Source organism: Streptomyces sp. NPDC007917, assembly GCF_042959105.1.
In the GTDB taxonomy this organism is placed as follows: domain Bacteria; phylum Actinomycetota; class Actinomycetes; order Streptomycetales; family Streptomycetaceae; genus Streptomyces.
The window spans coordinates 43934-69683 of the sequence record NZ_JBIBKK010000022.1 but is presented as its reverse complement, the minus strand read 5'-3'; the positions used below and the strand labels follow the sequence as shown (position 1 = coordinate 69683).

24 protein-coding genes are annotated in these 25750 nt (G+C 71.9%); 2 read left to right on the top strand and 22 right to left on the bottom strand.

The features are described from left to right. Window positions 1-123: 123 nt before the first annotated feature. From carB to pyrR, 6 genes are all read right to left on the bottom strand, one after another. On the bottom strand, window positions 124-3435 hold the full coding sequence (carB, locus tag ACFZDL_RS33750; protein ID WP_353591490.1) for a carbamoyl-phosphate synthase large subunit: 3312 nt from the start codon (window positions 3433-3435) through the stop codon (window positions 124-126). After that, window positions 3428-4576: a glutamine-hydrolyzing carbamoyl-phosphate synthase small subunit gene (gene carA, locus ACFZDL_RS33745; RefSeq protein WP_353591491.1), complete on the bottom strand. Its 1149-nt coding sequence runs from the start codon at window positions 4574-4576 to the stop codon at window positions 3428-3430. The genes carB and carA overlap by 8 nt, the downstream gene beginning before the upstream one ends. Further along, window positions 4573-5187, bottom strand: coding sequence for a hypothetical protein (locus ACFZDL_RS33740; protein WP_353591492.1), 615 nt, complete (start codon window positions 5185-5187; stop codon window positions 4573-4575). Before ACFZDL_RS33740 ends, carA begins: the two co-directional genes overlap by 4 nt. Further along, window positions 5184-6479, bottom strand: coding sequence for a dihydroorotase (locus tag ACFZDL_RS33735; RefSeq protein WP_353591493.1), 1296 nt, complete (start codon window positions 6477-6479; stop codon window positions 5184-5186). The genes ACFZDL_RS33740 and ACFZDL_RS33735 overlap by 4 nt, the downstream gene beginning before the upstream one ends. 2 nt (window positions 6480-6481) lie before the next feature. Then, window positions 6482-7459 (bottom strand): aspartate carbamoyltransferase catalytic subunit, encoded by a 978-nt coding sequence (locus ACFZDL_RS33730; RefSeq protein WP_353591494.1) that lies wholly within the window; start codon window positions 7457-7459, stop codon window positions 6482-6484. A 165-nt stretch (window positions 7460-7624) separates the two neighbouring features. Then, window positions 7625-8227: a bifunctional pyr operon transcriptional regulator/uracil phosphoribosyltransferase PyrR gene (gene pyrR / locus ACFZDL_RS33725; protein WP_353591495.1), complete on the bottom strand. Its 603-nt coding sequence runs from the start codon at window positions 8225-8227 to the stop codon at window positions 7625-7627. 197 nt (window positions 8228-8424) lie between these two features. Here pyrR and bldD point away from each other — a divergent pair, with 197 nt between their 5' ends. After that, window positions 8425-8925, top strand: coding sequence for a transcriptional regulator BldD (gene bldD, locus ACFZDL_RS33720; RefSeq protein ID WP_014056259.1), 501 nt, complete (start codon window positions 8425-8427; stop codon window positions 8923-8925). 123 nt (window positions 8926-9048) lie between these two features. On the opposite strand, the gene nusB is transcribed toward bldD, so the two are convergent. From nusB to rpsD, 15 genes are all read right to left on the bottom strand, one after another. Then, window positions 9049-9486: a transcription antitermination factor NusB gene (gene nusB, locus ACFZDL_RS33715; RefSeq protein WP_353591496.1), complete on the bottom strand. Its 438-nt coding sequence runs from the start codon at window positions 9484-9486 to the stop codon at window positions 9049-9051. 2 nt (window positions 9487-9488) lie between these two features. Next, window positions 9489-10055 (bottom strand): elongation factor P, encoded by a 567-nt coding sequence (gene efp / locus ACFZDL_RS33710; RefSeq protein ID WP_353591497.1) that lies wholly within the window; start codon window positions 10053-10055, stop codon window positions 9489-9491. 60 nt (window positions 10056-10115) lie between these two features. Then, window positions 10116-11231, bottom strand: coding sequence for an aminopeptidase P family protein (locus tag ACFZDL_RS33705; RefSeq protein WP_353591498.1), 1116 nt, complete (start codon window positions 11229-11231; stop codon window positions 10116-10118). Window positions 11232-11358: 127 nt separating this feature from the next. Next, window positions 11359-12195 carry a Pro-rich N-terminal domain-containing protein gene (locus tag ACFZDL_RS33700; RefSeq protein WP_353591499.1) on the bottom strand — a complete coding sequence of 279 codons (837 nt, stop codon included), beginning with the start codon at window positions 12193-12195 and terminating at the stop codon, window positions 11359-11361. Between the two features lie 149 nt (window positions 12196-12344). After that, complete coding sequence (aroQ, locus tag ACFZDL_RS33695) at window positions 12345-12785, bottom strand: type II 3-dehydroquinate dehydratase (protein WP_353591500.1); 441 nt, start codon at window positions 12783-12785, stop codon at window positions 12345-12347. After that, entirely contained in the window at window positions 12782-13876 is a 1095-nt protein-coding gene (gene aroB / locus ACFZDL_RS33690; RefSeq protein ID WP_353591501.1) for a 3-dehydroquinate synthase, read from the bottom strand. Before aroB ends, aroQ begins: the two co-directional genes overlap by 4 nt. Continuing rightward, a complete protein-coding gene (locus tag ACFZDL_RS33685; RefSeq protein WP_353591666.1) occupies window positions 13873-14355 on the bottom strand; it encodes a shikimate kinase in 483 nt (160 codons plus the stop codon). The genes aroB and ACFZDL_RS33685 overlap by 4 nt, the downstream gene beginning before the upstream one ends. Window positions 14356-14411: 56 nt before the next feature. After that, complete coding sequence (aroC, locus tag ACFZDL_RS33680; RefSeq protein ID WP_353591502.1) at window positions 14412-15596, bottom strand: chorismate synthase; 1185 nt, start codon at window positions 15594-15596, stop codon at window positions 14412-14414. A 131-nt stretch (window positions 15597-15727) separates the two neighbouring features. After that, window positions 15728-16576 (bottom strand): shikimate dehydrogenase, encoded by an 849-nt coding sequence (locus ACFZDL_RS33675; protein WP_353591503.1) that lies wholly within the window; start codon window positions 16574-16576, stop codon window positions 15728-15730. Window positions 16577-16582: 6 nt separating this feature from the next. Further along, on the bottom strand, window positions 16583-18373 hold the full coding sequence (mltG, locus tag ACFZDL_RS33670) for an endolytic transglycosylase MltG (protein ID WP_353591504.1): 1791 nt from the start codon (window positions 18371-18373) through the stop codon (window positions 16583-16585). Between the two features lie 97 nt (window positions 18374-18470). Next, window positions 18471-18944, bottom strand: coding sequence for a Holliday junction resolvase RuvX (gene ruvX, locus ACFZDL_RS33665; RefSeq protein ID WP_089510379.1), 474 nt, complete (start codon window positions 18942-18944; stop codon window positions 18471-18473). Further along, window positions 18941-21610: an alanine--tRNA ligase gene (gene alaS / locus ACFZDL_RS33660; protein ID WP_353591505.1), complete on the bottom strand. Its 2670-nt coding sequence runs from the start codon at window positions 21608-21610 to the stop codon at window positions 18941-18943. Before alaS ends, ruvX begins: the two co-directional genes overlap by 4 nt. Continuing rightward, on the bottom strand, window positions 21610-21939 hold the full coding sequence (locus tag ACFZDL_RS33655) for a DUF6167 family protein (RefSeq protein WP_353591506.1): 330 nt from the start codon (window positions 21937-21939) through the stop codon (window positions 21610-21612). The genes alaS and ACFZDL_RS33655 overlap by 1 nt, the downstream gene beginning before the upstream one ends. A 9-nt stretch (window positions 21940-21948) precedes the next feature. Beyond that, window positions 21949-22380, bottom strand: a complete 432-nt coding sequence (locus tag ACFZDL_RS33650; protein WP_353591667.1) for a DUF948 domain-containing protein — start codon at window positions 22378-22380, stop codon at window positions 21949-21951. A gap of 256 nt (window positions 22381-22636) precedes the next feature. Then, entirely contained in the window at window positions 22637-23251 is a 615-nt protein-coding gene (gene rpsD / locus ACFZDL_RS33645) for a 30S ribosomal protein S4 (protein ID WP_353591507.1), read from the bottom strand. Between the two features lie 170 nt (window positions 23252-23421). On the opposite strand from rpsD, the gene ACFZDL_RS33640 reads away from it, so the two are divergent. Continuing rightward, a complete protein-coding gene (locus ACFZDL_RS33640; protein WP_353591508.1) occupies window positions 23422-24180 on the top strand; it encodes a DUF2470 domain-containing protein in 759 nt (252 codons plus the stop codon). Here the strand turns inward: ACFZDL_RS33640 and ACFZDL_RS33635 are convergent. Continuing rightward, window positions 24177-25721 carry a replication-associated recombination protein A gene (locus ACFZDL_RS33635; RefSeq protein ID WP_353591509.1) on the bottom strand — a complete coding sequence of 515 codons (1545 nt, stop codon included), beginning with the start codon at window positions 25719-25721 and terminating at the stop codon, window positions 24177-24179. The genes ACFZDL_RS33640 and ACFZDL_RS33635 overlap by 4 nt on opposite strands. Between the last annotated feature and the right edge of the window lie 29 nt (window positions 25722-25750).

Sequence of the window (25750 nt, the reverse complement as noted above, 5' to 3'; positions counted from 1 at the left end):
GCGTCCCGCGCGCCGGCGGCGCACGGGAGAGGCGCGGGACGGGCGCGGGAGGGGACGGTGGGGGACGCCGGGACGGGCGTGGGGGACGCCGGCGGGCGGAGCCCCGGCGTCCCCCACCCGCCGCTACTGCTCCCGGGCCGCGGTCAGGTGCTCCGCGTGCTCCTGCAGGGACCGGACGCCGACCGCGCCCCGGCCGAGCGCCTCGATGCCCTGGACGGCGGCCGCCAGGGCCTGGACCGTGGTCAGGCAGGGGATGCCGCGGGCCACGGCCGCCGTGCGGATCTCATAGCCGTCCAGGCGGCCGCCGGTGCCGTAGGGGGTGTTGACGATCAGGTCGACCTCGCCGTCGTGGATGAGCCGGACGATGGTCTTCTCGCCGCCCGGCCCCTCGCCCTCGCTCTGCTTGCGCACCACGGTCGCGTTGATGCCGTTGCGCTTGAGCACCTCGGCGGTGCCGGAGGTGGCCAGCAGCTCGAAACCGAGGGCGACCAGCTCACGGGCCGGGAAGATCATCGAGCGCTTGTCGCGGTTGGCGACGGACACGAACGCCCGGCCCTTGGTGGGCAGCGCCCCGTACGCCCCGGCCTGCGACTTGGCGTACGCCGCGCCGAAGACCGAGTCGATGCCCATGACCTCGCCGGTGGAGCGCATCTCCGGGCCGAGGACGGTGTCCACACCGCGCCCGGAGGCGTCGCGGAACCGGCTCCACGGCATCACGGCCTCCTTGACGGAGATCGGCGCGTCCAGCGGGAGCGTGCCGCCGTCACCGCTGCTCGGCAGCAGTCCCTCGGCGCGCAGCTCGGCGATGGTCGCGCCCAGCGAGATGCGGGCGGCGGCCTTGGCGAGCGGCACGGCGGTGGCCTTGGAGGTGAAGGGGACCGTGCGGGAGGCGCGCGGGTTCGCCTCCAGGACGTAGAGAATGTCCCCGGCCATGGCGAACTGGATGTTGATCAGCCCGCGCACCCCGACGCCGCGCGCGATGGCCTCGGTGGAGGACCGCAGCCGCTTGATGTCGAAGCCGCCGAGGGTGATCGGGGGCAGCGCGCAGGCCGAGTCGCCGGAGTGGATGCCGGCCTCCTCGATGTGCTCCATGACGCCGCCGAGGTAGAGCTCCTGGCCGTCGTAGAGCGCGTCCACGTCGATCTCGATGGCGTCGTCGAGGAAGCGGTCGATGAGGACCGGGTGCTCGGAGATCAGCCCGGCGTGCCGCTCCAGATAGGCCGCGAGCGAGGGCTCGTCGTAGACGATCTCCATGCCGCGGCCGCCCAGGACGTACGAGGGGCGGACCATGACCGGGTAGCCGATCTCGGCGGCGATGCCCTTGGCCTCCTCGAAGGAGAAGGCGGTGCCGTACTTGGGCGCGGGCAGCCCGGCCTCGGTCAGCACCCGGCCGAAGGCGCCGCGCTCCTCCGCGAGGTTGATCGCCTCGGGCGAGGTGCCGACGATGGGCACGCCGTTGTCCTTGAGCGCCTGGGCCAGGCCGAGGGGGGTCTGGCCGCCGAGCTGGACGACGACGCCCGCGACCGGGCCCGCCTGCTGCTCGGCGTGGACGATCTCCAGCACGTCCTCCAGGGTGAGCGGCTCGAAGTAGAGCCGGTCGGAGGTGTCGTAGTCGGTGGAGACGGTCTCCGGGTTGCAGTTGACCATGACGGTCTCGTAGCCCGCGTCGTGCAGCGCGAAGGAGGCGTGCACACACGAGTAGTCGAACTCGATGCCCTGGCCGATCCGGTTGGGGCCCGAGCCCAGGATGATCACCGCGGGCTTCTCACGCGGCGCGACCTCGGACTCCTCGTCGTAGGAGGAGTAGAAGTACGGGGTCCTGGCGGCGAACTCGGCGGCGCAGGTGTCCACGGTCTTGTAGACGGGGCGCACCCCCAGCGCATGCCGCACCTCGCGGACCACGTCCTCGCGCAGCGAGCGGATGGCCGCGATCTGGGCGTCGGAGAAGCCGTGCCGCTTGGCCTCGGCCAGCAGCTCCGGCTCCAGCTTCTCGGCGCCCGCGAGCTCGTCGGCGATCTCCTTGATCAGGAAGAGCTGGTCGACGAACCACGGGTCGATCTTCGTGGCCTCGAAGACCTCTTCCTGCGTGGCCCCGGCCCGGATGGCCCGCATGACCGTGTTGATACGGCCGTCGGTCGGGCGCCGGGCCTCCTCCAGCAGGGCGGCCTTGTCGCCGGGGTCGCCCACGAACGAGAACTGGCTGCCCTTCTTCTCCAGCGAGCGCAGCGCCTTCTGCAGCGCCTCGGTAAAGTTGCGGCCGATCGCCATGGCCTCGCCCACCGACTTCATGGTGGTGGTGAGGGTGGAGTCGGCGCTCGGGAACTTCTCGAAGGCGAACCGCGGGGCCTTGACGACCACGTAGTCGAGCGTCGGCTCGAAGGAGGCCGGGGTCTCCTGCGTGATGTCGTTCGGGATCTCGTCGAGGGTGTAGCCGACGGCGAGCTTGGCCGCGATCTTGGCGATGGGGAAGCCGGTGGCCTTGGAGGCCAGGGCCGAGGAGCGCGAGACGCGCGGGTTCATCTCGATGACGATGACCCGGCCGTCGGCGGGGTTGACCGCGAACTGGATGTTGCAGCCGCCGGTGTCGACGCCGACCTCGCGGATGACGGCGATGCCGATGTCGCGCAGGACCTGGTACTCGCGGTCGGTGAGGGTCATCGCGGGCGCGACGGTGATCGAGTCTCCGGTGTGCACGCCCATCGGGTCGAAGTTCTCGATGGAGCAGACGACCACGACGTTGTCGTGTTTGTCGCGCATCAGCTCCAGCTCGTACTCCTTCCAGCCGAGGATGGACTCTTCGAGCAGCACCTCGGTGGTGGGCGAGAGCGCCAGGCCCTGGCCGGCGATGCGGCGCAGCTCCTCCTCGTCGTGGGCGAAGCCGGAGCCGGCGCCGCCCATGGTGAAGGAGGGGCGCACGACGACGGGGTAGCCGCCGAGCTGGTCGACGCCCGCGAGGACGTCGTCCATGGAGTGGCAGATGACCGAGCGGGCGGACTCGCCGTGGCCGATCTTGGCGCGGACGGCCTCCACGACGTCCTTGAAGAGGTCGCGGTCCTCGCCCTTGTGGATGGCCTCGACGTTGGCGCCGATCAGCTCGACGCCGTACTTCTCGAGCGTGCCCGCCTCGTGCAGGGAGATCGCGGTGTTGAGCGCGGTCTGCCCGCCGAGGGTGGGCAGCAGCGCGTCGGGGCGCTCCTTGGCGATGATCTTCTCGACGAACTCCGGGGTGATCGGCTCGACGTACGTCGCGTCGGCGATCTCCGGGTCGGTCATGATCGTGGCCGGGTTGGAGTTGACCAGGACGACCCGCAGCCCCTCCGCCTTGAGGACGCGGCAGGCCTGGGTGCCGGAGTAGTCGAACTCGGCGGCCTGGCCGATGACGATCGGGCCGGAGCCGATGACCAGAACGGACTGGATGTCGGTGCGCTTAGGCACGCTGGCCCTCCATCAGGGAGACAAAGCGGTCGAACAGGTAGGCCGCGTCGTGCGGGCCCGCGGCGGCCTCGGGGTGGTACTGGACGCTGAACGCGGGGCGGTCGAGCAGCTGGAGGCCCTCGACCACGTTGTCGTTGAGGCACACATGGGAGACCACGACCCGCCCGTAGGGGGTGTCGGAGGGCCCGTCCAGCGGGGCGTCGACGGCGAAGCCGTGGTTGTGCGCGGTGACCTCGACCTTGCCGGTGGTGCGGTCCTGGACCGGCTGGTTGATGCCGCGGTGGCCGTACTTGAGCTTGTACGTGCCGAAGCCGAGCGCGCGGCCGAGGATCTGGTTGCCGAAGCAGATGCCGAACAGCGGGGTGGAGCGCTCCAGGACGGCCCTCATCACGGAGACCGGGTGGTCGGCGGTGGCCGGGTCGCCCGGGCCGTTGGAGAAGAACACCCCGTCCGGGTTGACCGCGTACACGTCGTCAGCCGTCGCGGTCGCGGGCAGGACGTGCACCTCGATGCCGCGCTCGGCCATCCGGTGCGGGGTCATGCCCTTGATGCCGAGGTCGACCGCGGCGACGGTGAACCGCTTGGTGCCGATCGCGGGGACGACATAACGCTCCGTGGCGGCGACCTCGCCGCTCAGGTCCGCGCCCTTCATCTGCGGTACGGCCCGCACCTTGGCCAGCAGCGCGGCCTCGTCGGCGATCTCCTGCCCGGAGAAGATGCCGACGCGCATGGCGCCGCGCTCGCGCAGATGGCGGGTGAGGGCGCGGGTGTCGATCCCGCTGATGCCGACGACGCCCTGGGCGGCCAGCTCCTCGTCCAGGGAGCGGCGCGAGCGCCAGTTGGAGGGCACCCGGGCGGGGTCGCGGACCACATAGCCGGAGACCCAGATCCGATTCGACTCGGGGTCCTCGTCGTTGACGCCGGTGTTGCCGACGTGCGGGGCGGTCATGACGACGACCTGCCGGTGGTACGAGGGGTCGGTCAGGGTCTCCTGGTAGCCGGTCATGCCGGTGGAGAAGACCGCCTCGCCGAAGGTCTCCCCCACGGCCCCGTAGGCCCGGCCGCGGAAGGTGCGGCCGTCCTCCAGGACGAGGACTGCGGGGCGCGTGTTCATTGCAGCTCCCCTGTTGGAGGTGGTCATCGTGCGCCTTCCGTGTCGTGCGAGGGGGCGGCCGCTTCGCTGGGGCCGCCGGAGAGTTCGGTGAGGGCGTCCACCCACGCGGCGTGCTCGGCGGCGTGGTCGGAGCGGAAGCCGGAGTCGATCAGGCGGTCGCCCAGCTGCCAGGTGATCACCAGCAGGCCGCCCTCGGTGAGGACCTTGCCGGCGATGCCCTTGTCGAGCCGGGCGCCGCGGAGGCTGCCGGCCGGGATGAAGAAGTCACGCGCCCCCGGCCGTACGACGGTGACGCCCTGCTCGGTCAGGGTGAGCTCGGCGCGGCTGCGGGTGCCCAGGCCCTGGGCGACGATCCGGTCGAGCCACTGCCCGGCGGTGGTCGAGCCGTGGTAGCGGCCGGACAGGGCGAGCCGGGCCGGCCCGGGCTCCGCCGGGGCCTGCGGCAGCTCGGGCAGGTCGCCCTGGAGCGTGCCCCGCCACTTCCAGCCCTCGCGCATCAGCCAGTAGACGAGCGCGATGAGGAACAGCAGCCCGGCCACCCAGCCGATGCGCGCCGCCCAGTCCGTCACGTCCTGGGACTTCTGCTCGGCCGCGAGGCCCCCGAGGGGGCCCGCCGCCGCGTTGATGAGAGGTGTCACGCCAGTTTCCCGTCCACGACCGTCGCCCGGCCCCGCAGGAAGGTGTACGTCACTCGGCCCGGCAGTTCACGGCCCTCGTAGGGGGTGTTGCGGCTGCGGGAGGCGAAGCCCGCGGGGTTCACCACACCACGGTATGCGGAGTCGAGCAGGGTGAGGTTGGCGGGCTCCCCGGGGGCGATGGGGCGCCCGTGGCCGGCCAGCCGGCCGATGGCCGAGGGGCGGTGCGACATCCGGTCGGCGACGCCCGCCCAGTCCAGCAGGCCGGTGTCGACCATGGTGTGCTGGACGACGGAGAGCGCGGTCTCCAGGCCGACCATGCCCATGGCCGCCGCGCCCCACTCGCAGTCCTTGTCCTCGTGCGGATGCGGGGCGTGGTCGGTGGCGACGCAGTCGATGGTGCCGTCGGCCAGCGCCTCGCGCAGCGCCATGACGTCGGCCTCGGTGCGCAGCGGCGGGTTCACCTTGTAGACGGGGTTGTAGGAGCGTACGAGCTCGTCGGTGAGCAGCAGGTGGTGCGGGGTGACCTCGGCGGTGACGTTCCAGCCCTTGGACTTGGCCCAGCGGACGATCTCGACCGAGCCCGCGGTGGACAGGTGGCAGATGTGCACCCGGGAGCCGACGTGCGCGGCGAGCAGCACATCGCGGGCGATGATCGACTCCTCGGCGACGGCCGGCCAGCCGCCGAGCCCGAGCTCGGCGGAGACCACGCCCTCGTTCATCTGGGCGCCCTCGGTCAGCCGCGGCTCCTGGGCGTGCTGGGCGATGACGCCGTCGAAGGCCTTCACGTACTCCAGGGCACGGCGCATGATCACCGCGTCGTCCACGCACTTGCCGTCGTCGGAGAAGACCCGCACGCCCGCGGCGGAGTCGTGCATGGCGCCGAGCTCGGCGAGCTTCTTGCCCTCCAGGCCGACGGTGACGGCGCCGACGGGCTGCACATCGCAGTAGCCGGACTCCTTGCCCAGCCGCCACACCTGCTCGACGACGCCCGCGGTGTCGGCGACGGGGAAGGTGTTGGCCATGGCGTGGACGGCCGTGTAGCCGCCCGCGGCGGCCGCGCGGGTGCCGGTGAGGACGGTCTCGGAGTCCTCGCGGCCGGGCTCGCGCAGATGGGTGTGGAGGTCGACGAGGCCGGGCAGCAGGATCTGTCCCGTGGCGTCGATCACGGTGGCGTCGCCCGCCTCGACGCCGGTGCCGACGGCGGCGATCCGCTCGCCCTCGATCAGCACGTCCCGCTCCTCGCCGCCGAGGACCTTCGCACCGCGGAGGAGGGTCTTGTGGGTGTCGCTCATGGTTACTTGCTCTCCTCGGTGGCGGTGCGGGACGTGGCGACGGCGGGTTCGTTCCCGCCGAGCAGCAGGTACAGGACGGCCATGCGGATCGAGACGCCGTTGGCGACCTGCTCGACGGCGGTGCAGCGGTCGGAGTCCGCGACCTCGGCGGTGATCTCCATGCCGCGGTTCATGGGGCCGGGATGCATGACGATGGCGTGCTCGGGCATGCGGGCCATCCGGTCGCCGTCCAGCCCGTAGCGGCGCGCGTACTCGCGCTCGGTGGGGAAGAAGGCGGCGTTCATCCGCTCGCGCTGGACGCGCAGCATCATCACGGCGTCGGACTTGCCGACCACCGCGTCCAGGTCGTACGAGACCTCGCACGGCCAGCTCTCGACGGCGAACGGCACCAGGGTCGGCGGGGCGACCAGGGTCACCTCGGCGCCCAGGGTGGACAGCAGATGGACGTTGGAGCGGGCGACCCGGCTGTGCAGGACGTCGCCGACGATCGTGATCCGGCGCCCGGCCAGGTCCTGCCCGGTGCCCGAGGTCAGATGGCGGCGCATGGTAAAGGCGTCCAGCAGCGCCTGGGTGGGGTGCTCGTGGGTGCCGTCCCCGGCGTTGACGACCGAGCCGCCGATCCAGCCGGAGGTGGCCAGCCGGTGCGGGGCGCCGGATGCGTGGTGGCGGATGACGACGGCGTCGGCGCCCATCGCCTCCAGGGTGAGCGCGGTGTCCTTCAGGGACTCGCCCTTGGAGACCGAGGAGCCCTTGGCGGAGAAGTTGATCACGTCGGCGGACAGCCGCTTGGCGGCCGCCTCGAACGAGATGCGGGTGCGGGTGGAGTCCTCGAAGAACAGGTTGACGACGGTGCGGCCGCGCAGGGTCGGCAGTTTCTTGATCGGCCGGTCGGCGATACGGGCCAGCTCCTCGGCGGTGTCGAGGATCAGGACGGCGTCGTCGCGCGTGAGATCGGCGGCCGAGATGAGGTGGCGCTTCATCCGGTTGCTCCGTGGGTGAGGGAGATGTTCAGGCGTACGGCGGGCAGGCGGGGCGTCGTCGTGGCCGGCGTACCGGGCCCGCGGCGGTCGCCGACCGGTGGTGCCGGCTGAGTCCGTGGGCGGCCGTGGGGCCGTGGTTCCGTGCCGCGGCGGCTCCGGCCGGGGCTACTGCCCGTCCGCGGGGGTGGTCCCGCGCACGCCGAGGAGCACGCTGTCGCGGCCGTCCTCCTCGGTGAGCTGGACCTTGACCGTCTCCCGCAACGACGTGGGGAGGTTCTTGCCGACGTAGTCGGCGCGGATCGGCAGCTCCCGGTGGCCGCGGTCGACCAGGACCGCGAGCTGGACGGCGCGCGGCCGGCCGATGTCGCCCAGGGCGTCGAGGGCGGCGCGGATGGTGCGGCCCGAGAAGAGCACATCGTCGACCAGCACCACCAGACGGCCGTCGATGCCGTCGCCGGGGATGTCGGTGCGGGCGAGCGCGCGGGCCGGGCGCAGCCGCAGGTCGTCGCGGTACATGGTGATGTCGAGCGAGCCGACCGGCACCTGGCCGGGCGCCTTGCCGGTGATCTCCCCCAGCCGTGTGGCCAGCCGCCGGGCGAGGTGCACACCACGGGTCGGAATGCCGAGGAGCACCACGTCGTCGGCGCCCTTGGCGCGCTCGACGATCTCGTGGGCGATGCGGGTCAGAACACGGGCGATGTCCGGTGCCTCGAGCACGGAGCGCGCCGCGGCTGCCGTGTCTGCTGCGTCAGTGGTGTGTGCGTCCATACGAAACGGACCTCCTTCTCCGCCTCACGGGACGGACCTTAAAGGACGTCGGAATTGCGCCATTCACAGTAGCAGGAACGGCACCCCGGTCCGGCATCGCCCCTGGCGGAGCCCCCCTGCGCCCCGTTCGGCTTGACGAATGGAGATTACGCTGCGTAACCTCACAGTGAGTTACCAGTCTTCGTCCGGGGAGCTTTATGTCCAGCGAATACGCCAAACAGCTCGGAGCCAAGCTCCGTGCCATCCGCACCCAGCAGGGCCTCTCCCTCCACGGTGTCGAGGAGAAGTCCCAGGGCCGCTGGAAGGCCGTCGTGGTCGGCTCGTACGAGCGCGGGGACCGTGCCGTGACCGTGCAGCGCCTCGCCGAGCTGGCCGACTTCTACGGCGTCCCGGTCCAGGAGCTGCTTCCGGGCACCAGCCCGGCGGGGGCCGCCGAGCCGCCGCCGAAGCTGGTGCTGGACCTCGAGCGGCTGGCCCATGTGCCGGTCGAGAAGGCGGGGCCGCTGCAGCGGTACGCCGCGACGATCCAGAGCCAGCGCGGGGATTACAACGGCAAGGTGCTGTCGATCCGCCAGGACGATCTGCGCACCCTCGCCGTGATCTACGACCAGTCGCCTTCGGTGCTCACCGAGCAGCTGATCAGCTGGGGCGTGCTGGGCGCCGATGCGCGCCGAGCGGTCCAGCACGAGGACGTCTGACGCCGCGCGCGGCCTCTTGGGAGTCACCAGAAGAGCGACATCGACCAGCAGAAACGTACCGCCGGGGGCGGTGGAACCACTCGGTTCCACCGCCCCCGGCGGCTTTGTGCGCTCGGGTTGGGCTCAGGCCTCCGTAGGCCGGCGCAGGCTCGGCTTCAGCTCCTTGAAGCGGCCGAGAAGACCGTTGACAAAGGCCGGCGAGTCATCGGTGGAGAACTCCTTGGCGAGCTGCACCGCCTCGTCGATCACGACGGCGTCCGGAGTCTCGTCCTCCCACACCAGCTCGTAAGCGCCGAGCCGCAGGATGTTCCGGTCGACGACCGGCATCCGGTCCAGCGTCCAGCTCACCGCGTAGGTGGAGATCAGCTCGTCGATCCGGTCGGTGTACCGGGCGTACCCCTCGACGAGCTGCATCGTGTATTCGCTGACCGGCGGCTGCCGGTCGTCGGTTCGGGCGTGCCGGATCCAGTCCGCGAGAACCGTCTGCACGGAGGTGCCACGCTGATCGGCCTCGAACAGGATCTGGAAGGCCCGCTTGCGGGCCTTGTTGCGGGCGGCCACGGTTAGCTGTTCACCCGACCGAGGTACTCACCGGAGCGGGTGTCGACCTTGATCTTCTCACCGGTGGTGATGAACAGCGGGACACCGATCTCATAGCCGGTCTCCAGCTTGGCGGGCTTGGTGCCGCCGGTGGAGCGGTCGCCCTGGACGCCGGGCTCGGTGTACTCGATCACCAGCTCGACGGCGGCCGGCAGCTCGACGTACAGCGGGTTGCCCTCGTACATCGCCACGACGGCCTCGAACCCCTCGAGCAGGTAGCGGGCGTTGTCGCCGACGACCTCGGGGGTGATGTAGATCTGGTCGTAGGTGTCCATGTCCATGAACACGAAGCTCTCGCCGTCCTTGTACGAGAACTGCATGCCGCGCTTGTCGACATTGGCCGTCTCGACCTTCACACCGGCGTTGAAGGTCTTGTCGACGACCTTGCCGGACAGCACGTTCTTGAGCTTGGTGCGGACGAAAGCAGGGCCCTTGCCGGGCTTGACGTGCTGGAACTCAACGACGGACCAGAGCTGGCCCCCGTCGAGCTTGAGCACCATGCCGTTCTTGAGGTCGTTCGTGGATGCCACGGTTGCGGGATCTCCTGGACTACAGCTGGTGGGGACCACAAAGATGCGACGCGCGGAATTTCAGAGCGCGAGCAGCTCCTTGGTCGTGATGGTGAGTAGCTCGGGTCCGCCGTCCGCCTCGGAGCGGACGACGAGCGTGTCGTCGATCCGGACACCGCCCCGGCCCGGGAGGTGGACCCCCGGTTCGACAGTGACCGGCACACAAGCGTCCAGTTTACCCATGGCCGAGGGTGCCAGCCGAGGGTCCTCGTCGATTTCCAGGCCCACGCCGTGTCCCATCCGCGGTCCCAGCCCCTCGCCGAACCCCGCGGAGTCCAGCACCTGCCGGGTCGCCCGGTCCACATCGCGGCAGGCCGCGCCGGGTACCAGCGCCTCCCGCCCGGCCCGCTGCGCCGCGAAGACCGCGTCGTACAGCTCCACCTGCCAGGTGGCCGGAGACGGGCCGATGACAAACGTACGCCCCACCTCGCAGCGGTAGCCGCGGTAGTCGGCGCCCAGGCCGATGGTGAGGAAGTCACCCTCCTCGACCCGCCGGTCGGTGGGTGTGTGCCCGGCCCGGCCCGAGTTCGGCCCGGTGGCCACGACCGTGGGGAAGGCCGGGCCGTTTGCGCCGTGGTCCACCAGCCGGCGCTCCAGCTCCAGCGCCAGATGCCGCTCGGTCCGGCCGACCAGGATCGACTCGAGCAGCTCGCCGAGCGCCTGGTCGGCGAGCTCGGCGGCGATCCGCAGACAGGAGATCTCCTCGTCGTCCTTGACCAGCCGCAGCTGCTCCACGGCCCGGCCCAGGTCCAGCAGCCGCAGCCGGGGGGCGGCCGCGGCGAGCGACCGGTGGCGGGCGACGGTCAGATGGTGCTCCTCGACGGCCAGCGACTCGGCGCCGTCCGCGGCGGCCAGGTCGGCGGCGGCAGCGGCGGGGTCGCCGTCCTGGCCGGGCAGTACGAGAATCCGCAGGTCCTCGGGGTGCGGCGAACCGCCGGGCAGCGGCTCCCAGAACGGCGTCAGGGGCGCCACCAGCACGTCCTGGACCGGCCCCAGCAGCAGCACGGCCCCGGGCGGCACACCGCCGCCGCACAGATAGCGCACATTGGCCGACCTGGAGACGAGCGCGGCCTCACCGCCCGCCGCCGCGCACTGATCGCGCAGCCGGGCTCGTCGGGCCGCGTACGCCTGGGACATGCTCCCGAGCCTACGCAGTACCGCGCCCGACGGCCGGTCGAGCGGGTCCGAATGGCCCCGCCCCCCGGGGGCACCTCCCAGCGGTAGCTGGGGGAGAACCGAGCCCTGAAAAAGGCGAACCGAGCCCCTAAAAAAGCGGCGGGCTCGCGATGCTGCGGGCGACGACCTCGTCGAGCATGCGGGCCGTGGTCTCCACGTCATACGTGGAGTTGTCGATGATCGGCAGGCCCGACCCGTACCAGCCGGCCATCCGGCCGTGGATCCGGGCCACTTCCTCGTCGCTCAGCCGACGGTTGCCGCTGCGGGCCGCGTTCCGCTCGAGGACGACCTCGAGGCCCGGCAGCACCACGACCGGCAGCAGTCCGGGGCCGACGTGGCGCTTCCAGCCGCCGAGGCCCACGACCGGGCGGTCCGGGAAGACGGCGTCGTCCAGGATGCAGGAGATCCCGTTGGCCAGGAAGTTACGGGCGGCGAAGCCGCAGGTGCGGCGGGCGAGACGGTACTGCGCCTCGGAGTTCTCGTTCCACCCCGACTGCGGATTGGCGAAACCGGACCTGACCCACTCGCGGACGTCGTCCAGGCTGATGTGCGCGGTCGGCACCCGCCGGCGGTCGGCCCAGTGGCGGGCGACGGTCGTCTTGCCCGCCCCGGCCGGGCCGATCAGCAGCACCGCCACCGCCGCCTGCGAGGCGTCGGCCATCGCCGCGCCGCCCGCCGGCGGGTGCGGCAGCGGCACCGGGCCGCCGGGCGGAAGCTGGATGTGGCCGGTGGCACCCGAGGGGTCCATGGGCGGCGGGGCCGGCGTCGGGTGGAGCGGGGCCGGGGGAACGGGAGGGACAGGGTGGGGACCAGGGTGCTGGGCCGGGTGGTGACCCGTGCTCTGGGCCCATCCGGCGCCGCCCGCGCCGGGGGCTTGCCCGGGCTGATGGGGCGGTGGCAGCGGAGCTCCCACTGAGTGCTGCATCCGGTGGCACTCCGTCTCGTGCAGGCGGTCTGTTACGGGCAACTGTCGCGTGAAGACGCGGCGGTGAAGCCGGTTCTACCGAACGGTACCCGCCCCGGCCGCCACCGTGTGAACGGCCGGGGAATACGGTGTGTGCCCAGCGAACGCCGTCATCCGGCCAATTCGTCCGCCAAGGCACGCAATGCGAGGCGATACGACCCGATTCCGAACCCGGCGACGGTGCCACTGGCGACCGCGGCGATGACAGAGTTGTGACGGAACTCCTCCCGCGCGTGCGGGTTGGAGATATGCACCTCGACCAGCGGTGCGGTGCGCTGCGCCGCCGCGTCCCGCATGCCGTACGAGTAGTGCGTGAAGGCACCGGGGTTGATGACGACCGGGATCGAGCCGTCCGCCGCCTCGTGCAGCCAGCGGATCATCTCGCCCTCGTCGTTCGTCTCCCGCACGTCCACCTCGAAGCCCAGCTCCGCGCCGAGCTTCGCGCACTCCTCCACCAGACCGGCGTAGGAGGTCGCCCCGTAGACGTCCGGCTCGCGGCTGCCGAGCCGCCCCAGGTTGGGGCCGTTGAGGACGAGCACCTTGCGGCTCACGCGGACACCTCTCCGTAGGCCGCGAGCAGCACCGCCGGGTCCGGGCCCTCCAGCACCGTGGGCTTGGCCAGGCCGTCGAGGACGATGAAGCGCAGCAGGTCGCCGCGGGACTTCTTGTCGACCTTCATGGTCTCCAGCAGCCGGGGCCACTGGTCGCCGCGGTAGGTCAGCGGCAGGCCGACGGAGCCCAGCACCGCGCGGTGCCGGTCGGCCGTGGCGTCGTCCAGGCGCCCGGCGAGGCGGCCGAGTTCGGCGGCGAAGACCATGCCGACGGAGACCGCCGCGCCGTGCCGCCACTTGTAGCGCTCGTTCTTCTCGATGGCGTGGGCGAGGGTGTGGCCGTAGTTGAGGATCTCCCGCAGCCCCGCCTCCTTGAGGTCGGAGGAGACGACCTCGGCCTTCACCCGGATGGAGCGCTCGATGAGCTCGGCGGTGTGCGGTCCGGCGGGGGTGCGGGCCGCCGCCGGGTCCGCCTCGATGAGCTCCAGGATCGCCGGGTCGGCGATGAAGCCCGCCTTGATGATCTCGGCGAGGCCGCTGACGTAGTCGTGGACCGGCAGCGACTCGAGCGCGGCCAGGTCGCACAGCACCCCGGTCGGCGGGTGGAAGGCGCCGACCAGGTTCTTGCCCTCGGCGGTGTTGATACCGGTCTTGCCGCCGACCGCCGCGTCCACCATGCCGAGCACGGTCGTCGGGACGGCGATCCAGCGCACCCCGCGCAGCCAGGTCGCGGCGACGAAGCCCGCGAGGTCGGTGGAGGCGCCGCCGCCGACGCCGATGATCACATCGCTGCGGGTGAATCCGGTCTGGCCGAGCGCCTTCCAGCAGTACGCGGCGACCTCGGCGGTCTTGGCCTCCTCCGCGTTGGGCAGCTGGATCGCGATGGCCTCGTAGCCCTGCCCGAGGAGGTCCTGGCGGATGGCCTCGCCGGTCTCGGCCAGCGCCTCCGGGTGCAGCACGGCGACGCGCTTGGCTGCGGGGCCGATCAGGCCGGGCAGCTCGCCGAGCAGCCGGTGGCCGACCAGGACCTCGTAGGGCTCGCTGCCCGCGGTGCCGCCGACCTGGATACGGGTGGGTGTGTCGGTGCTCATGCGTCCTTCAACTCCAGTGCGTCGAGGACCGCGTCGGCGACGTCCTCGGGGGTACGGCCCTCGGTCGACACGACCGCGCGGGCCACCTCGGTGTACAGCGGACGGCGCTGTTCCATGAGCTCGCGCCAGCGCTGCCGCGGGTTGACGGCGAGCAGCGGGCGCGGGGCGTCGAGGCCGGTGCGCTTGACCGCCTCGGCGACGCCCATCTCCAGGAAGACCACCGGCAGGTCGGACAGCAGGGCGCGGGTGGAGTCGTCCAGGATCGCGCCGCCGCCGAGGGCCAGCACCCCGCGGTGCCCGGCGACCGCGGCGCGCACGGCCTGCCGCTCCAGCTCGCGGAAGTGCGGCTCGCCCTCGTCGATGAAGATCTCGGAGATCGGCTTGCCGGCCGTCTCGACGATGTCGGTGTCGGTGTCCCGGAAGCCGGTGCCGAGCCGCTCGGCGAGCACCTGCCCGACGGTGGACTTCCCCACGCCCATGGGCCCGACCAGCACGATCGCCGGCCCGTTCGCTCCCGGGCCGCTCGGCCGGCCGCTCACTTGATGGCCAGGTTGTCGAGGAAGCCCTTCACGTTGCGCCGGGTCTCGGTGACCGAGTCGCCGCCGAACTTCTCCGCGACGGCGTCCGCGAGGACCAGCGCCACCATCGCCTCCGCGACGATGCCCGCGGCCGGGACCGCGCACACGTCCGAGCGCTGGTGGTGGGCCTGGGTCGGCTCGCCCGTCGTGACGTCCACCGTGGCCAGCGCCCGCGGCACGGTCGCGATCGGCTTCATCGCGGCGCGCACCCGCAGCAGCTCGCCCGTGGTCAGCCCGCCCTCGGTGCCTCCGGAGCGGCCGGAGGCCCGCCTGATGCCGTCCTCACCGGGCACGATCTCGTCGTGCGCCTTGGAGCCCGGCACCCGGGCCAGGCCGAAGCCGTCGCCGACCTCGACACCCTTGATGGCCTGGATGCCCATCAGCGCGGCGGCCAGGCGGGCGTCGAGCCGCCGGTCCCAGTGGACGTGCGAGCCCAGCCCCACCGGCACGCCGTACGCCAGCACCTCGACGACGCCGCCGAGCGTGTCGCCGTCCTTGTGGGCCTGGTCGATCTCGGCGACCATCGCCTTGCTCGCGTCGGCGTCCAGGCAGCGCACCGGGTCGGCGTCCAGCCGCTCCACGTCCGCCGGGGTCGGGTAGACCCCGTACGGGGCCTTGGCCGCGGCCAGCTCGACGACGTGGGAGACGATCTCGATACCCGTCGTCTCCTTCAGGTAGGAGCGGGCGACCGTGCCGAGCGCGACGCGCGCGGCGGTCTCGCGGGCGCTGGCCCGCTCCAGGATCGGCCGGGCCTCGTCGAAGCCGTACTTCTGCATGCCGGCCAGGTCCGCGTGGCCGGGGCGCGGCCGGGTCAGCGGCGCGTTACGGGCCAGCCCGGCGAGCTCTTCCGGGTCCACCGGGTCGGCCGCCATGACCTGCTCCCACTTGGGCCACTCGGTGTTTCCGACCATGATGGCCACCGGGGAGCCGAGGGTGAGGCCGTGGCGCACGCCGCCGAGGAAGGTGACCTCGTCGCGCTCGAACTTCATCCGCGCACCGCGGCCGTAGCCGAGCCGCCGGCGGGCGAGGGCGTCCGCCACCATGTCGGTGGTGATCGGCACACCGGCGGGCAGCCCCTCCAGCGTCGCCACGAGTGCGGGGCCGTGCGACTCCCCCGCGGTCAGCCAGCGCAACCTGCTCAACGGTGCTCCTCATGCTCGCGCCTCGACGTACGGCGGCATGGCCCGGGCAGCGCGCGGCCCCGGCCCGCCACCTCCGATCCTCCCACGTCCCAGAAGCCCTGGGGCCGCCGGTCCAACAGGCGGGACCGGACTCAGCGCCCGCGGGCGGCGAGAGCCGCCTCGCCCGCTTCCCGCATCGTGGCCAGGGGGGCCGGGGACCGCCCCGTCATCAGCTCGACCTGCAGTACCGCCTGGTGCACCAGCAGGTCCAGGCCGCTGACGACCGCGCCGCCGCGCGCCGCCCAGGCGGCCGCGAGCCTGGTCGGCCACGGGTCGTACAGCACGTCGAAGAGGGCACCGGGGCGGTCGGGGACGGACGCGGCCAGCGCGTCCGTGGTGCCGGCGGGGGTGGTGGCGATCACCAGGGGCGCACGGAACGCCTCGGCCGCGTCACCCCAGTCCGCCGTGCGGACCGCCACCCCCAGCCGCTCGCCCCACTGCCGCATCTCCGCGGCCCGCGCCTCGCTGCGCACATACGCGGTGACCTCGCCCTCGCAGATCCGGGACAGCGCGGCCAGGGCCGAGGAGGCCGTGGCCCCGGCGCCCAGGACGGCGGCGCCGGCCACCCGCTCGACACCGCGCTCGCGCAGCGCCGCGACCATGCCGGGGATGTCGGTGTTGTCGCCGGCCCGGCGGCCGTCGTCGGTGAAGACGACCGTGTTGACCGCTTCCACCGACGCCGCCGTGTCGGTGATCTCGTCGAGCAGCGGGATGACCGCGCGCTTGAGCGGCATGGTCAGGGACAGCCCCGCCCAGGGGCGGTCACCGGCCGCCGCGTCCAGCCGCTCGAAGAAGCCGGGCAGCGCGGCCTCGTCCACCTCGTGGCGGTCGTAGGCCCACCCGGACAGGCCCAGCTTGTCGTAGGCGGCCCGGTGCAGCACCGGGGACAGGGAGTGGGCGATCGGCGAGCCGAGCACCGCGGCCCTGCGGTTTTCCGACATCTTTCCTCAGCTGTTCTTGCGCTGCTTGTTGAACTGGTCGTAGAGCTTCCGGTGCTCGGCGTAGGTCTTGGTGAACTTCGTCGTCTTGCCGTCGAGCGAGATGAAGTAGTACCAGCCGTCGTCGGTGGGATTCATCGCCGCCTTCAGCGCGTCCTCCCCCGGGTTGCCGATCGGCCCCGGCGTCAGCCCCCGGTAGAAGTACGTGTTGTAGGGGTTGTCGTAGTTCTTGATCTCCTGGAGCGAGATATCGATCTTGCTCTGGTTCTTGATGTAGTTGTACGTCGAGTCGAATTCCAGCTTGCCGTTGGTCTGGGCGTTGCCGGGAACGAGCCGGTTGTAGACCACCTCGGCCATCTTGCGGAAGTCGTCGTGGGTGACGCCCTCCGCTTGGACCAGGCTGGCGACGGTGACGAGTTGGAGCGGCGACTTCAGGCCCAGCTCCTTGGCCTTGCCCTCGAGGTCGTAGTGGGCGTAGCTCTTCTTCGCCTGGGCGACCATCTTCCGCAGGACGTCCTCGGGCTTGGTGTCCTTGCCGGCGCTGTAGCGGGAGGGGTAAAGGAATCCTTCCAGCGGATCCTTGATCTTGGGGTTGTCGTCGGCCCAGTCGGGCAGCCCGAGGTTCTTGGCCTCTTTGAGAGCGACGTTCTTGGTCGTGCCCGCCTTGAGGCCGATCTTCTTGTCGATCGCGGCGTAGATCTGCGCGTTGCGCATGCCCTCCGTGACGATCAGGCCGTTGCTGCTCGCCGGGTCGACCATCAGCTTCACGGCCTCCGCCGCGGACATGTGCTTGCGCAGCGTGTACGAGCCGGGCTGGATGCTGCCGCCCTTGTCGTTCGCGTTGGCGGCCTCGATGAAGGCGTCCGTGCTCTTGACGACCCCCTTGTCCTTGAGGATGTTCCCCATGGCGGTCACGCTCGCCTCTTCGGGGATCTCCACCGTGACCTCGCCGCTGCCCTTGCCCGAGTAGTCCGGCGCCGGGCCGAAGCGGCTCTGCCAGAACTGGTAGGCGAAGTAGCCGCCTCCGCCGACGACGCCGACCAGCACCACGGTCACGAAGAGGCAGGCGACCCCGCTGCGGCGCTTGGGGGGCTTTTTGTTCCGGCGCCCGCGCCCCTCGTCCTCGTCGGCGTCTTCGTCGTCGTACTCGTCATCGGCGCGGTCGTCGCGGTCGTCGCGGAGGGTGCCGCCTTTGCCGTCGCCGTCCCGGAAGAAGGGGTGGTCGTCGCCGGGTTCGTCGTGCTCGGTCTGCTCGGCCTGGTCGGCGACGGGCTCCTGAGGCCGGCGGGCCTGGGGAGCCTGGGAGCCGTCCCAGTCGCCGTTGCCGTACGGCTGCTGGGGGTGCTGAGGCTGCTGCGGATAGCCGCCCGTGTCGTGTCCGTCCCAGTGCTGTTGCTGTTGCTGGTGCTGCTGCGGCTGCTGGGTCTCCTGCTGGTAGCCCTGGGGGTACTGCTGGTGGGCGTACGGGTCCTGTGCGTACGGGTCCTGGCCGTAGCCCTCGTGCCCGTAACCCTCTTGCCCGTAGCCGTCGTTGCCGTAACCCTGCTGGGGATACTGCTCCTGCTGGTGACCGCCCTGGCCGTAGGGGTCCTGACCGTAGCCGTCGTGGCCGTAGGGGTCCTGGCCGTAGCCGCCGTGGCCCTGGGAGCCGTGCTGGGCGTACGGATCCTGTGCGTAGGCCTCCTGGGCGTACGGATCGTGACCGGTCACCGTCTGGTGACCGCCCCACCCCTGATCCCCGTACAGCGGGTCTTGAGGATCCCACGGTTGGGAGCCGGTACCCCGGCCGTAGTCAGTCATCGAACCCCTAGCGACGCACGGCGGCAGCCGAGGTGTCACCCGTGTCTCGCGCCAGGCGACGGCTGCCATGGCCGCGCGGAACGTTACCGTATCGCGATCAGATGACCACTTCGACGGCCTCGCCCGGCGCCCGCCCGGAGACACGCTCGGTCTCCAGTGCGCTTTGCAGGATGACGACGGCGGCTGCCTGGTCAACCACCGAACGGCCTTTTTTGGACGTCACGCCGGAGGCCCGCAGCCCCTGGGCCGCTGTGACGGTCGTCATACGCTCGTCGACCAGCCGGACGGGGACCGGCGCGACGCGGCGCGCCAGCTCCCGTGCGAAGGTGCGCACCTTGGCCGCGGCCGGCCCCTCCCGCCCGCTGAGCGAGCGGGGAAGGCCGACCACCACCTCGATCGGCTCGTACTCCTCGACGACGGCCGCCAGCCGCTTGTGGGCGGCCGGGATGTCCCGCCCCGGCACGGTCTCCACCGGGGTGGCGAGGATCCCGTCGGGGTCGCAGGAGGCGACCCCGATCCGGGCGTCCCCGACGTCGATCGCGATGCGCCTGCCGCGTCGCACGGCGGTCAGGCGGCTTCCGCGACAAGCCGCTCGACGGCGGCCGCGGCCTCGTCGACGGCCTCCGGGTTCTGGCCGCCGCCCTGGGCGACGTCCGGCTTGCCGCCGCCTCCGCCGCCGAGGGTCTTGGCGGCGGCGCGGACCAGCTCGCCGGCCTTGATGCCGCGCTCGCGGGCGGCCTCGTTGGTGGCGATGACGGTCAGCGGCCGCCCGTTCGCGACGGAGAACAGGGCGACGACGGCCGGGCGGTCGCCCGGAATGCGCCCGCGCACGTCCAGCACCAGCTTGCGCAGGTCGTCGGCGGCCGTGCCGTCCGGCACCTGGCCGGTGACCAGGGCCACGCCCCGTACGTCCTTGGCGCCCGCGGCCAGCCCGGCGGCGGCCTGCAGGACCTTCTCGGCGCGGAACCGCTCGATCTCCTTCTCGGCCTCCTTGAGCTTGGCCAGCATCCCGGAGATCTTCTCGGGCAGCTCCTCCGGCCGGCCCTTGACCAGGTCGGTGAGTTGGGAGACGACGGTGTGCTCGCGGGCGAGGAAGTTGTACGCGTCCACGCCGACCAGGGCCTCGACGCGGCGCACGCCGGAGCCGATCGAGGACTCGCCGAGCAGCTTCACCAGACCCAGCTGGGCGGTGTTGTGCACATGCGTACCACCGCACAGCTCCTTGGAGAAGTCGCCGATGGTCACCACGCGCACCCGGTCGCCGTACTTCTCGCCGAACTCGGCGATGGCGCCCTGCTTCTTGGCCTCCTCCATGCTCATCACCTCGGCGGTGACATCGAGCTCACGGGAAAGGACCTCGTTGATCTTCTGCTCGACGTCGCTGAGGACCGTGCCGGGCACGGCCGTCGGAGAGCCGAAGTCGAAGCGGAAGCGGCCGGGCGAGTTCTCCGAACCGGCCTGGGCGGCGGTCGGGCCCAGGGCGTCGCGCAGCGCCTGGTGGGTGAGGTGGGTGGCGCTGTGGGCGCGGGCGATGGCGCGCCGGCGCCTGACGTCGATCTGGGCGTACGCCGCGGCGCCCACGGTCACCTCGCCCACCTGGACGGTGCCCTTGTGCACGCTGACCCCGGGCACCGGCTGCTGGACGTCGCGCACCTCGACGACGGCGCCGGAGTCCAGCCGGATCCGGCCGGAGTCGGCGAGCTGGCCGCCGCCCTCGGCGTAGAAGGGCGTGCGGTCGAGGACGACCTCGACCTCGTCGCCCTCGGTCGCGGCGGGCGAGGGCAGGCCGTCGACCAGCAGGCCGACGACGGTGGACTCGCCCTCGGTGTCGGTGTAGCCGGTGAAGACGGTGGAGCCGGCGGTGTCGGCGACCTCGCGGTAGGCGGACAGGTCGGCGTGGCCGGTCTTCTTGGCCTTGGCGTCGGCCTTGGCCCGCTCCCGCTGCTCCTTCATCAGGCGGCGGAAGCCCTCCTCGTCCACCGACAGGCCCTGCTCGGCGGCCATCTCGAGGGTGAGGTCGATCGGGAAGCCCCAGGTGTCGTGGAGCAGGAACGCCTTGTCGCCGGAGAGCACCGTGCCGCCGGCCGCCTTGGTGTCGGTGACGGCGGTGTCGAGGATGTTGGTGCCGGCCTTCAGCGTCTTCAGGAAGGCGGCCTCCTCGGCGAGGGCGACGGTCTCGATGCGCTTGCGGTCGGTCAGCAGCTCCGGGTACTGCTGGCCCATCGTCTTCAGGACGACGTCGACGAGCTCGCCCACGACCGGCTCGGTGGCGCCCAGGATGCGCATGTTGCGGATGGCGCGGCGCATGATGCGGCGCAGCACATAGCCGCGGCCCTCGTTGCCGGGGGTGACGCCGTCGCCGATGAGCATCACGGAGGTGCGCATGTGGTCGGCGACCACGCGCAGCGAGACGTCGGAGTCGTGGGCGGCGCCGTAGGCCACGCCGGTGAGCTCGGTGGCCTTGTCGATGACGACGCGCAGGGTGTCGGTCTCGTACATGTTCTGCACGCCCTGGAGGAGCATGGCGAGGCGCTCGAGGCCGAGACCGGTGTCGATGTTCTTGGAGGGCAGGTCGCCGAGGATCGGGAAGTCCTCCTTGCCCTCGCCCGCGCCCCGCTCGTACTGCATGAAGACCAGGTTCCAGATCTCCACGTACCGCTCGTCGTTGACGGCCGGGCCGCCCTCGACGCCGAACTCGGGGCCGCGGTCGTAGTTGATCTCGGAACAGGGGCCGCAGGGGCCGGGGACGCCCATGGACCAGAAGTTGGGGCCCATGCCCAGGCGCTGGATGCGCTCGGCGGGGACGCCGATGACCTCACGCCAGATGCGCTCGGCCTCGTCGTCCTCCTTGTAGACGGTGATCCAGAGCTTCTCGGGCTCCAGGCCGTAGCCGCCCTCCTCCACGGAGGTGGTCAGCAGCTCCCACGCGAACTTTATGGCGCCTTCTTTGAAGTACTCGCCGAAGGAGAAGTTGCCGCACATCTGGAAGAACGTGCCGTGGCGGGTGGTCTTGCCGACCTCTTCGATGTCCGGCGTGCGCACGCACTTCTGCACGCTCACAGCGCGCTTGTAGGGCGGTTCGACCTCGCCGAGGAAGTACGGCTTGAAGGGCACCATGCCGGCGTTGACCAGCAGCAGGGTCGGGTCGTCCGCGATGAGCGACGCCGAAGGCACGACGGTGTGCCCGCGCTCTTCGAAGAAGCGCAGCCAGCGGCGGCGGATTTCAGCCGACTCCATCAGTGGTCCTCATTTCCGGCTTTTGGGTGGTTGTACGAGTAATTCTGCGTGAGCTGGGCGGGTCCGCGCTGGGCGGGCAGCTGCTTGCGGTCGTGCGCGGGCGCCGCGCTCAGGCCCAGGGCGTCCTTGAGCGCCGCCTCCCGGTCGGCCATGCCGTCGCGTACGTCGAGCGCGAACACCTTGATCCGCCGCCCCGCGAGCACCGCCCGGTCGGCGGCCTGCGCCGCCAGGCTCTCCGGGGTCAGCTGATTGAGCTTGCGGTTGACCTTGGTGGTGGCCCACACACCGGCTGCGACCCCGGTGGTGAACCAGAACGTACGGCGGAACATTCCGGTCTCTCAGCCCTTCGATGGACGGTTGCGACGGCCGCCCCGGCGGGCGGACGGCAGGGTCTTGCCGACGACGACGGCGTGCGTGGTCTCGCCGTCCGGGTGCGGCTGCCCCTTGCGGCCGATCGCGCGCCGCACGCCGTAGCCGAAGGCGGCGACCTTCACCAGCGGCCCGCCGAAGGCCGAGGAGACGGTCGAGGAGAGCGCGGAGGCGTTGGAGGTGACCTCCTGCACGTCCGCCGCGATCGAGTCCACGCGGGCGAGCTGGGTGTTGGCCGAGCGCACGGTCGCGGACGCCTCGCTGAGCAGCGGCACGGCTTGCTCGGTGACCTCGGCGACCAGCTTGGTGGCCGCCTTGAGCGTCTGCGCGAGTCTCACCAGCGCGAGGGCGAGGAAGGACACGAGAATCGCCCAGAAGACGGCCACGAGGATCCCGGCCACCTCTCCACCGGACACGTTGCACGCTCCCTGCTGCTGCTCTTCGTGGGTAGGTCGTCCGTCGGGCCGCCGTCACGGGCGGGTGGGTCGGCATCCGAGACGGGCGGCAGGTATCGACCTTATCGCGCCGGACACCCGTGCCCGAACCGCATTACGGTCGCCCGGAAACGCCTCGCGGGTCCCCGTCGACGATGTCGAAGGGAACCCGCGGGGTGAGTGTGCGCGCCGGCGCTCGTACGGCCGGCGCCGCCCGGCTGAATCAGCGGGCGTAGTACTCGACGACCAGCTGCTCGTCGCAGATCACCGGGATCTCCTTGCGGTTCGGGTCCCGGTCCAGGCGGAAGGCCAGGGCCTGCAGGTTGACCTGCAGGTAGCGGGGGGTCTCGCCGTCCAGGGCGTAGCCGCCCTCGCGCGCCACCTGGAAGGGGTGCTTGTCGCGGCTGCGCTCGCGGACCATCACCACGTCGTCCGGGCGGACCCGGAAGGACGGCTTGTCGACCTTGCGGCCGTTGACCTCGATGTGGCCGTGGACCACCATCTGGCGGGCCTGGTAGATGGTGCGGGCCAGACCGGACCGCAGGACGAGCGCGTCCAGACGGCGCTCAAGCTCGATGACCAGGGCCTCGCCCGTCTTGCCTTCGGCCTTCCGGGCGCGGTCGTAGGCGCGGACCATCTGGCGCTCGCTGATGTCGTACTGAGCGCGCAGACGCTGCTTCTCGAGCAGCCGGACCTTGTAGTCGCTGTTCTGCTTGCGGCCACGGCCGTGCTCGCCCGGCGGGTAGGGGCGAGCCTCGAAGTACTTGACGGCCTTCGGGGTCAGCGCGACGCCGAGCGCTCGCGACTTCTTGACCTTGGGACGCGACTGGTTGGGCACGGGGAACGAACCTCCGATATAAGTTAGGTGAGCCTTACCTTAGCCGAGGAGGACGCATGTTTCGACCTGGGATCCCCCTGCCCAGCACTGGTCAGAGCGCCGAGGAGGGTCAGCCGCGTCCCGGGGAGGAAGCTCCGCGGCCATCGGCAGCGGAGCGGGTGCGTACTCTCGTGGAATCCAAGGCTACGGCGTCGCTCACCATTCCCGGCACCGGGACCGTCGAGAGCATGGCCGACCTCGGCGCCCACGCCCCCGCCGCCCGCGCCGTCTCCCCCGACGGCGATGTGCTCCTGCTGGTCCCCGGCGGCTCGGCCGCCGCCCGCGCCGCGGCATACGCCCACGACGACGAGGTGACCTGCGTGATGGAGATCACGGATGTCGCCCCGGTCGCGGTCGCCCACCGGATCCGCGGCCGCGCCTGGGTCGGGGGGTGGCTCACGCCCGTACGCGGCCGGGAGCGTGCGGCGACCGCGGCCCTGCTGGCCCACCGACACCCGCTCGGCAAACTGCTCGGCATCGGCGAGGCGCTGGCCGGGGGCGACGGCGCATGGGCGCTGCTGCGGCTGGAGGTCGGCGAGGCGGGCGTGGACGACCTGTGGGGCGCGGACGCGGTCGAGTCGGAGGAGTTCGCGCGGGCCGACCCCGACCCGCTCGCCCCGCACGAGGCCGAGCTCCTGCAGCATCTGCACGCGGCGCACGACAACCAGATGCACACCCTGTGCTCCCTCCTCGGCGGCCACCCGGCCCGCGCCTGCGGCCCGCGCGGCCGCGCGATCCCCGTGGCCCTCGACCGCTTCGGCCTCCGCGTACGCTTCCCCGACGCCCCGGGCAACCCCTTCGACGCGCGCTTCGACTTCCCGGAGCCGGTGCGGAACATCTCCGAACTCCGCCGCGCGATGCACGCGCTCTTCGAGGCGGCGACGGACTAGCCGGGGCGCCCCGAACCCCCAGCAGCCGGACCGCCGGACCCCGCCTCATCGGGGCCGGCCGGGGCAGCCTGGTCGGCCGGGGCGGAACCATCGGCGGGGCCGGGCCGAGCGGAGGGCTCCGCGGGCGCGGGCTGCGCCGCACGTGGCGCGGGCGGCTCCGGCGGCGTCGGCTGGGGCGGGCGGGGGGGCGGGGGCTCGCCGCGGAGGCGGGCGCGCACTCGCTCCACCACATCCGCGTACCGCGCCTCCGCCCCGTACCGCGTCGGCTCGTAGTACCGCTTGCCGTGGATCTTGTCCGGCGCGTACTGCTGCGCCGCGATCCCCCCGGGCAGGTCGTGCGGGTAGAGATACCCCTGTGCGTGGCCGAGCTTCTCGGCGCCCTTGTAGTGGCCGTCGCGCAGATGCGGCGGGACCGGACCGGCCAGCCCCGCGCGGACGTCGGCGAGGGCGTCGCCGATCGCGCGCGTGACCGCGTTGGACTTCGGGGCCAGCGCGAGCGCCACCGTGGCGTGGCCGAGGGTCAGCGCCGCCTCGGGGAAGCCGATCAGCGCGACCGCCTGGGCGGCGGCCACCGCCGTCTGCAGCGCGGTCGGGTCGGCGAGCCCGATGTCCTCGCTCGCGGAGATCATCAGCCGCCGGGCGATGAACCGCGGGTCCTCGCCCGCCTCGATCATCCGGGCCAGATAGTGCAGCGCCGCGTCGACGTCCGAGCCGCGGATGGACTTGATCAGGGCGCTGGCCACGTCGTAGTGCTGGTCGCCCGCGCGGTCGTACTTGACCGCGGCGCGGTCGACCGCCTCCTCCAGCGTGGTGAGGGTGATCGCGGCCTCGCCCTTGGCCAGCGCCGCGCCCGCGCCCGCCTCCAGGGCGGTCAGCGCGCGCCGCGCGTCGCCGCCGGCGATCCGCAGCAGATGGCCCTCGGCGTCCTCGGGGAGCGTCACCGCCCCGCCGAGGCCGCGCTCGTCGGTCAGGGCGCGCCCCAGCAGCCCACGCAGGTCGTCGTCGGTCAGCGGCTCCAGGGTGAGCAGCAGCGAGCGGGACAGCAGGGGGGAGATGACCGAGAAGTACGGATTCTCCGTCGTGGCCGCGATGAGCGTGACCCAGCGGTTCTCGACGGCGGGCAGCAGCGAGTCCTGCTGGGCCTTGCTGAAGCGGTGGATCTCGTCGAGGAAGAGCACGGTCTCCCGCCCGTACGCCCCGGAGGAGCGGCGGGCGCCGTCGATGACGGCCCGCACCTCCTTCACGCCCGCGGTGATCGCCGAGAGCTCGACAAAGCGCTTTTGGGTGGCCTGGCTGACGACGTACGCCAGGGTCGTCTTGCCGATGCCGGGCGGGCCCCACAGGATGACAGAGGACGGCCCGGCCGGGCCGCCGCTGCCCTCGCCGACGAGCCGCCGCAGCGGGGAGCCGGGCCGCAGCAGATGCTGCTGGCCCACGACCTCGTCGAGCGTGCGCGGGCGCATGCGCACGGCCAGGGGGCTGCTGGCCGGGTCCTTCTCCTGGCGTTCCTCTGCGGCGGCGGTGAACAGGTCTGGCTCCACGCGGGAAGCCTATGTCACCCCACTGACAG